This window comes from Bradyrhizobium sp., from assembly GCF_019242285.1.
In the GTDB taxonomy this organism is placed as follows: Bacteria; Pseudomonadota; Alphaproteobacteria; order Rhizobiales; family Xanthobacteraceae; genus Bradyrhizobium.
Window position 1 is genome coordinate 1 of sequence record NZ_JAFAVV010000673.1, and the last position, 2,028, is coordinate 2,028.

A 2,028-nucleotide genomic window follows, 5' to 3' on the forward strand; every position below is an offset into this window, starting at 1 on the left:
TTTACGCAGGTGAGATAACACTCTATTCCTATTCCGGCCTACATCCAATCAAACCAGACTCCGCGGACTTTATTTTGGGTTCCTACTGGAAGGTGCACTGCCTCGACCTTTGGCTGCGAGCGCTGTGGGCACTATTGATGAGAAAACGTGAGATTCGTCGTCCGGCGCACTTCGAAACGAGGCATTGAGCCTCCTGCCTGGATCGCGAAAATAAACATTGCTAGCTGTGCGAGGCGACGCTTCCTTTTGAGACCTCTTGTCCCCAGGAGTATGGCGACGCCATCCAGCAGCGGCTGACCTAATTACTCGGTACCTTTCTCAAACGAGCTCCCTGCGCGCCTACGCGCCCAAATCATGCTTGGGCAAGACGGGCGTTGTTTTGATTGTGGAACGCGGAGCGACTGGTGCATAATCGTCAAGATTTCGCTGACCGTGTGCGCGACAAGGTGCCGGCGGGCGGCGCTCTCAAAGGGCGAGGGGAAAAGTCGAGCGCGATGTCGGAGCACCGCTGAACCCGCAATTAGCAAAGCTGAGCAGCAAATCTCAAGGCAACCCCTGTTGAACATGCTACTGATAACCTGCGGTTCCTTCCCTCGCCCGCATACTCAGACCGCTCACCCTAATTGCTTCTCCCATTCGTGAGACCGGCTCATGGCGAACGCTTCTCCTGACCCGCACACAACGCGGTGAAACTCGCGTCGCGAAGCCTTGTTTGAAAACATTGACAACGTCCCGGGCATCTCCCGTAGTAACCATCTTACTAACGCCGCCGATAGTCGGTTGTGTTTGGTGCTTGCCCGACTATTTGGACGAAAGTTGGCGATGCCGAGCAACGATTTGCACGATTGGATCGAGGACATTGAAGCCAGGATCGAGTCATTAGGCGAGACTGCCGAGAGGTGTAGAAAGTTCATCTTGCTCTCGAAAGCAGCGACGACCGTCGGCGGAGTTTTGTTGTCTGTAAACCTCGCAGGCGTCATCCGGCCTGATCTACCCACGATGCTTTTTGCCATTGCGATGCTACTTGGGGGAATTGTATGGGGTGGCTCAAACTGGAGCACCATGCGCCGCACTGAGGGCGAGAAACGGGCCGCTGAAGAACTAAGGGTTGAAATGATCAACGAGGCCGACCTGCCCTTCCTCGGACAGCCATAACACGCTCGTCAGAACTCTTCGGTGCCGCCGAGATCAGCGCGCTTTCTGGATTCGGCCAGCGTCCAAGAGGCAATGGCCGAAGCGGGCGCGGCCGAAGAAAAGATGCGCTCCGGCCACGAGCGCGAGCACCAGCAGCGAAGAAATTGGGACGCCCAGGAGCCTCGCCATTGCCAGAAGTCGCATCGGCAGGAAAGGGTGACCGATGCTTAGATGTCGCAAGCCTCGCCCCTACAGCCCTTCCAGCACCGTCGCGGTGTCGGCGACCCAACCGTATTTCATCGCGAAATTCTTCAAGGTTGCTGCATGCAGGTCGGGCGCGAAAGAGGAGACCCCGTCAGACACGATGGTGGTCTGGTAGCCATGGTGAAAGGCCTGGCGCGCGGTTTCCTCAACGCAGATTTGGGTGACGGTGCCTACGACAACGAGCGACCGGACGCCCCTCTCCTTCAGCTTGGCGTTCAGCTTCGTTCCATGAAACGCGCCATACCCGTATTTGTCGACGCAGAGCTCGCCTTCGGCTGGCGCGAGCTGATCAATGACCGCTGAGCAATCACGAGTCGGCCCCCCATCTGCATAGCTGCGCTCATGACCCTTCCAACAGCATCTGATGTCCGGCCGACATTGCGGCGACCACAGCCAAAGAAGGTTATCGCACTGGCGCGACAGGAACCGGGTATAGATCACGGGCCGGCCGCGGCTGCGAAAGCCGTGCATCAGCCGCCGGATCGTCGCAATGGTCTTGCGAGCGTCGGGAACTTCTAGCGGCGCGCCCTCGCGCACGAAGTCGTTTTGCATATCGACCACGAGAAGTGCTGCATCACGGACGCGATCGGCAGGCGCTACGTCTTCTGCAGTCACTGCGTTCTTGCGCTC

The 2,028-nt window shown here is 58.0% G+C and carries 3 protein-coding genes; 2 read left to right on the forward strand and 1 reads right to left on the reverse strand.

Going from position 1 to position 2,028, the window contains the following annotated elements; translation table 11 throughout:
- Together JOY90_RS27350 and JOY90_RS27355 are read left to right on the forward strand one after the other, a co-directional pair.
- Positions 1 to 188: hypothetical protein (locus JOY90_RS27350; RefSeq protein ID WP_291694220.1), on the forward strand; the 188-nt coding region annotated here is incomplete at its 5' end.
- A 634-nt stretch (positions 189 to 822) separates the two neighbouring features.
- A complete protein-coding gene (locus JOY90_RS27355) occupies positions 823 to 1,155 on the forward strand; it encodes a hypothetical protein (RefSeq protein ID WP_291694221.1) in 333 nt (110 codons plus the stop codon).
- A 228-nt stretch (positions 1,156 to 1,383) separates the two neighbouring features.
- On the opposite strand, the gene JOY90_RS27360 is transcribed toward JOY90_RS27355, so the two are convergent.
- On the reverse strand, positions 1,384 to 2,028 hold a 645-nt coding region (locus JOY90_RS27360; protein WP_291694222.1), incomplete at its 5' end, for a cysteine hydrolase family protein.